This is a genomic window from Bacillus cereus group sp. N6, from assembly GCF_016483705.1.
GTDB classification, from domain to species: Bacteria; Bacillota; Bacilli; order Bacillales; family Bacillaceae_G; genus Bacillus_A; species Bacillus_A wiedmannii.
Genome location: NZ_JAEHBI010000098.1, coordinates 1 through 6,184 on the forward strand (window position 1 = coordinate 1; position 6,184 = coordinate 6,184).

Here is a 6,184-nt window from a genome sequence, read left to right on the forward strand (position 1 = left end):
ATTTGAAACAACTGAACAAAAACAATTTTCGCAGACAACAAGTGTCATAGAAAGCCCAAAACAGGAAACAGGGCAAGAAAAATTGCAAAAGCAATCTTCTAAGTTACTAGAACACAGCAATCAAAAATTTAAGCAACCAGAAAGTACCGTAAAGGTACTAAATAAAAAACAAGAAACAGCCGAGCAAAAACACGTTTCACAGACTATAGATGCTACTGAGAGCCCATCAGAAAAAAGGCAAGGGAAGTTACAGAAGCAATCTTCTAATCAGTCACAACATATTAATCAAAAGATTCGAAAACAGGATCTCATCAAAGATGTTAAGCAACCAGAGATATTAAAAACATCTCAACAAAATCAAATAGGGCAAATGGGGAAATCCCTTTTAAAAGAAAGTGAGAAAGGTTCCTCCAAATTATCAACTGATAACTCAAAAATCCAAAAAGGAATGCGCTTTGTTGGAAAACTCGGTAAAAATTCCTTGATTGCTACGAAGGACTCTATAAAGGGAGGTATTAAAAAGTATCAAAAAACGTTAGAACAAGAAGATGAAGGCGTTAGGATAGGGAGTCAAGGAATTACTCAAGGTTATAGAGTAACCAGAACATTAACCAAAAAGGGGTTTGGATTAGCTGAAAAGAGTGTTCAAAAATTGAAGGGTTCCAAAAAAACAAAAGGGCCAAACAAAAAGACTAGCGTAAAAAAATTAAGGAAAAGCAGACAAGAAAAGCTTTATATAAAAAAACTTGATAAAGGGAAAATTGAAAGGTTCCAAAAATTAAAAAAGCCAAACAAAAAGGCCAGCGTAAAAAAGTTAACGAAAGCAAAAGCAAAAAAGTTAACAAAGGCAACAGCAAAAAAATTAACAAAAGTAACAACAAATATTGCAGGAAGTAGCGCTTTAAAGTATCAAGAACAACTAGAAAAAGGTGACGAGGGCGTAAAATTAGCGAGTCAAAGTGCTACAAAAATTGCTAGAGCTACCAATAAGCTTGTTAAAAATCGAATTAAAGCAAATGCGAAATTAGGGAAAATGGGTAAGCAAAAAGGTAAGCTAGTACCTTTTTCTAAAGATAAAAAACTTAAAGTAGAATCAAGAACCCTCCTAAAGAAAAAGGCTGTTAAAAAGAAAATGTATTACGGTTCATTTCGGGATAAGAATAAGGCAAAAACCCTTACTAGTATTGCATCTAATGTCAAGAATCAAGTTGCCAATTTGTTTAAAATGTTAGGTAAGTTTAATCTTCAAAATGTAAAAAAACTAATAGGAACTAAAGTTGCAGCAATATTTGGTGGTGGATTGGCTAGTGCTGTGCCGTTACTACTTATTGGGATGATATGTTTATTAATTGCAGGTGCATTTGGTGCAGGATCATCATCACAAGAACAAGTCAGTGGAAACATTGGAGCTTCAAAAAACTTATCTCCTGAAGTTGAAAAATGGCGAGGATTAGTTGAAAAAGAGGCTGCTGCACAAGGCATGCAAGATTTCGTTAATTTACTTTTAGCTATAATACAAATCGAGAGCGGAGGAACGGGTACTCGCGATATTATGCAGTCCTCGGAATCTGCTGGTTATGGTAGACCAAACGTATTTCAGACAGAGGAAGAGTCAGTTCGACAAGGTGTAAAGCATTTAAAAGATTGTTTGTTAGCCCTAAAGGCTTTTAACAGGGGGTATGAAAATAACGTTAAAGCATTAGCGCAAGCTTACAATTATGGTAATTATTTTGCAACTTGGCTTGGTAACAGAGGGGGGGATTATTCTCTTGAAGTAGCCGAAGAATATTCACGGACTGTAGTAGCCCCATCGTTAGGAAATACTAATGGGCGTACTACACCTTATGTCAACGAAACATCGCTCCGGGTAGGTAAGCCTTATAGATATGTTGATGGAGGGAATTTTCATTATGGTGAGTTAATTAGTGAATACATTGGCGGTGCTGGTGCTAACATTTCAGGAGATTTTAAAACAGTATTAACAGAAATTGAAAAGTTTCAAGGATGGCCGTATGTATGGGGTGGTAAAAATCCAACTCAAGGGTTCGATTGTAGCGGATTAACATCTTGGGGTTTGAAACAAATTGGAATAGATTTACCATCATACGCACTGACTCAATATGAGTTAACTACACCAATTAATCCAAGTGAAGCACAGCCAGGTGACTTAATCTTCTTTAGAGGTACTTATGGTGGACCAGATCACATTTCTCATGTTGCATTCTATATTGATGAAAATACTATGTATGACAGTCAAAGTGCTGGGATTGGTTATCATAATTGGAAAACTTCATATTGGCAACAACATTTTGCTGGAATCCATAGGGTAAAAAGATAATTTGTTTTAAAAAAGTATTAAGGAGTGGTTTTTTTGTCAGATCGAATAAAAAAATTAGAGGGAAAAATCGCAAAAAGAGAACAGCGAATTGAAAAATTAAACGACAATTTAAAAGATGAAAAAAGTCGATTAGAAACAGATAAACAGCTACTATTTAATCTGCAATATAGTGAAGTGTTCAAACGAATTCAAGAAACAGGAGTAAGTCCTGATGAAGCACTAAAGGCACTCGATAATAAAGTAGAAAAAAAACAAGTTGAAACTGAAGTGAAAGAGGATACCTCAAATAATGGTACTAATCGAGAAGGAGCTAATGGTTATGCTGAAACTTATTAAACGATCATTTCTCGCAACGGTATTAATGTGTTTATTGCCATTCGCAAGTGTTTCTAACTTTGCATATGCAGAAGAAAAGAAAGCTGAAACACCAAAGGTAACAGAAAATAAATCAGTAGGAGAGCCACCTTCTGGACCGAATGTTAAAGCTGAAAAGAAAGAACAAGAAATTGAAGCTCAAACACCTGCTAGTGTTAACGGAAAAAAGGTTGATGGTACAGGTACAGTAACAGACTTTACAACAAGCGGATCTAAAGCATTTTATACAATCACTGATAAAGATAGTAACGTATTTTACTTGATTGTAGATTTAGATAAAACTCAAAATAATGTGTATTTTTTATCAGATGTTAAAAAGAATACATTAGATGGTACTGCGGCTGCAACCACTAGTAAAGATGGCACAAGTGTTAAACCGAATGTACCAAATCAAAAACAAGCTGAAGCTGATAAAACAACAGCAAATACTCAATCTGCATCAGAAAAAACAAAAGAAGAAAGTAACAATAATTCATTTCTGCTTATTGTGTTAGCGCTTGCTGTGGTTGGGGTTACTTTATATTACTTCTTAGTCATGAAAAAGAAAAAAAATCAACCCAAAACAAATGAAGAGGAAGAAGTAATGGAAGATGATTACTATGAAGATAATTTTGAAGATGAGAAAAAGAAACACGATAAGGAAGATTAATAGTGTTAATTAAAGCTTATATAAAAAAGCATTTGTTTCATCTTCCTACACTGGACAATCAGAAATTAGAAACGCAAGTTGAGCAAGAGTTAAATATAGAAGTTGATAAATCGCAAATTTTCAAGTTATATCCCCTTACAAAAATAGAGGATAACGAAAATATATTAGTTGAAAAGCAACGTACAAATATCTTTTTACTCAACTTGCTGCTTTTAGTGTTAAATCACAATAAAAAAGGCATTATAGCTCAAGAGTATTATAATAACGAGTTTATTATTTCGAAGTTAGAAAAAGAAACAAATTTAAAATTAAAAAATATACCTTTTGAGAACGTAGAAAAAGACATTATGGAGTATGTAAATCCTTCTTGTAATAAGGATAATATGAGTGAATTAAATGATAAAACCGAGAGTGAAAATGATTCGATTTTTGAAAATGTTGAATTCAGCTTGAATTGGTTAAGCAGGGCGCAAAAGGAGTTAAATCATATTCAAGAAAAATTGAAGCAAAAAGAAGTAAAGAGTAAAAAGAATTAAACAGAAGGGATAAATGATATGTGGGGAAAATCAAAGCGAGTTTTAGTCAGTAGTGTTCTATCACTTTCTTTAATAGGTAACACAACAGTCCTTGCTACTGTAAATAATCCTACACAAACACAAGAAAATGAAAATATTGCTCGGAATTATTTGAAAGTGAGTTATGAAAGTAAGGTTCTATTCCATGAACAAGTACCATCAAAAACGATGATCCAAGTGCTTAATGAAAATAATGATGTAGTGGAAAGTATGGTATTAACTAGTGATAAAGAAATGAACCTTGAGAAACCGAAGGTTAGTAATGGGAAAATGCTAAGTTATTGGACCATTGAAATGAAAGATGGAAAATTATTTATTAAACCAGTCTTAACAGAAAAAGAAGAGTTTTCAGTCAAGTTTTATGTTAAAGATGTGGGTGGAAATTTATTAGAAAACCATAAAAAAATAAAAGAAGTAGTGAAAAGTGTTACTAAAGATGCAAAGTTAAAAGATGTTTTACCCGATGTAAATCCAGACAATAATTATAAATTCACAGGCTGGTTTGCAATGGTAGACAAAGGTGATGGGAAAAAGGGTGAGGAGAAATTACAAAATATTGAGGATATTAAGGTCACTGGTTCCAAAGGTGAATATTATGCTAAGTTTTTCTCTGACTTTAATAACAATGGTATTGACGATAAAACAGAAGAAATCACAGTGAACTTTGTAACAAATATAGAAGAACAAATTGAGCCTGTAAAATTGAATGTTGGTCAAAAAATTAAAACACCTAAACTGTCTAATAAAGACAAGATTTTCATCGATTGGTATACAAATCCTGAATTAACAAATAAATTTGGCAATGACAATTTAAAAGATTCTGTTACTCTTTATGCAAAATGGGAAAACGCTGAAAAAGTGATCACTGAATCTGAAAAAAAACCAATTACAGATAAAGATGTTTCAGATCAGGTTGAAAAGATTTTAAATGAACGTTTTAAAGAATTAAAAGAAAGCCAAAACAACACTGAAAAACCCAATGAAACTACAACTGAAGTGCTTAATAAAGAAGCAACTGGAACAGCAGAAAAACCGAAAGAAAATAACAACGACAACAAAGGTGCAGCTACAACTAACAATCAAAAATCGGATACTAACAATACAAAAGATAATACAAAGACGAATAATAGTAATGCTAATCCCCCTACAAGTAATCCGTGGGGAGGTTCAATACAAAATGATACTAAGTTAAAAGAGAATGTAGTTTCAAACAGCAATAAAATTACTGCATACACTGAAACAAAGTACGTGTTTAAAAATAAGAATATTGGCGAGAAATACATGGTCAAATTTTTAGATGAAAGTGGTGCATTTGTTTCTAGTCTAACGCTACCTTATGGAAGAACAATTAAACTATTGGATGAAAACGAAATTTCCCATGAAGAATATGCAGTTCGACAAGATACCACAATTAACTTGAATACAGAAAGATACATTAATAAAGGTTCAACATTTTTAGGGCTAGATACACGCACCGTTCAAGTGAATGCAACAGAAATAACAGAAATATATCCGACTACCGTAAAGAACAACTCAAACAGTTTTTTATATAAAAAAGATGAACAAAATAGCCAAAAGAAAGATTCAAATAATGAAAATATAATAATCGCATTGAGCATAGTTTCGGTGATCTGTATCATTCTAGGAATATTTTTACTCTTTAAAAAGAGAAAAAGGAAAGAAAAGGATCAAGAACAAAACATTAATATGTAAAAGGCGGTAAGGACTATGTTAGATATATATCTTGTTATTCAACTAGTATTACTTTTGATAGGTTTAACCCTTTTAATAAAAGGCGCTTTAAAACTTATCAAGTATTATAAAATAGATATTTTACTATCTATTCTTATAAAAAATGAATTACCAAATACAAATAAAGAAAAGGGGAAAAAATAATGGATTTTTTCACAAAAGGCGTAGATGTATTACAAAAATTAGTTATCTTAATTGGTGCAGGTTTAGGTGTATGGGGAGTTGTAAACTTATTAGAAGGTTATGGTAATGATAACCCAGGGGCAAAGTCACAAGGGATGAAACAGTTTATGAGTGGGGCTGGTATTGTTTTAATCGCAACATTACTTGTTCCTTCATTAAAAAATTTATTTAGTTAAATCAAAGTTAAACAAAAAAAAGATAGGAGGAAAAATATATGGATTTTTTCACAAAAGGTGTAGATGTATTACAAAAATTAGTTATCTTAATTGGTGCAGGTTTAGGTGTATGGGGAGTTGTAAACTTATTAGAAGG

The 6,184-nt window shown here is 32.4% G+C and carries 8 protein-coding genes; all 8 read left to right on the forward strand.

Annotation, left to right across the window (positions count from 1 at the left end; translation table 11 throughout):
• Positions 1–82 precede the first annotated feature (82 nt).
• Positions 83–2,338 carry a bifunctional lytic transglycosylase/C40 family peptidase gene (locus JDS99_RS29465; RefSeq protein WP_242475798.1) on the forward strand — a complete coding sequence of 752 codons (2,256 nt, stop codon included), beginning with the start codon at positions 83–85 and terminating at the stop codon, positions 2,336–2,338.
• 24 nt (positions 2,339–2,362) lie between these two features.
• Positions 2,363–2,674 carry a hypothetical protein gene (locus JDS99_RS29470; protein WP_345943244.1) on the forward strand — a complete coding sequence of 104 codons (312 nt, stop codon included), beginning with the start codon at positions 2,363–2,365 and terminating at the stop codon, positions 2,672–2,674.
• A complete protein-coding gene (locus tag JDS99_RS29475; protein WP_199696314.1) occupies positions 2,658–3,362 on the forward strand; it encodes a CD1107 family mobile element protein in 705 nt (234 codons plus the stop codon). Before JDS99_RS29470 ends, JDS99_RS29475 begins: the two co-directional genes overlap by 17 nt.
• 2 nt (positions 3,363–3,364) lie before the next feature.
• Positions 3,365–3,898: a hypothetical protein gene (locus tag JDS99_RS29480; RefSeq protein WP_199696315.1), complete on the forward strand. Its 534-nt coding sequence runs from the start codon at positions 3,365–3,367 to the stop codon at positions 3,896–3,898.
• An 18-nt stretch (positions 3,899–3,916) separates the two neighbouring features.
• On the forward strand, positions 3,917–5,650 hold the full coding sequence (locus tag JDS99_RS29485) for a hypothetical protein (RefSeq protein ID WP_199696316.1): 1,734 nt from the start codon (positions 3,917–3,919) through the stop codon (positions 5,648–5,650).
• Between the two features lie 15 nt (positions 5,651–5,665).
• On the forward strand, positions 5,666–5,833 hold the full coding sequence (locus tag JDS99_RS29490) for a hypothetical protein (protein ID WP_197235718.1): 168 nt from the start codon (positions 5,666–5,668) through the stop codon (positions 5,831–5,833).
• Complete coding sequence (locus JDS99_RS29495) at positions 5,833–6,048, forward strand: Maff2 family mobile element protein (protein ID WP_006919475.1); 216 nt, start codon at positions 5,833–5,835, stop codon at positions 6,046–6,048. Before JDS99_RS29490 ends, JDS99_RS29495 begins: the two co-directional genes overlap by 1 nt.
• 38 nt (positions 6,049–6,086) lie before the next feature.
• Positions 6,087–6,184: Maff2 family mobile element protein (locus JDS99_RS29500; RefSeq protein WP_242475799.1), on the forward strand; the 98-nt coding region annotated here is incomplete at its 3' end.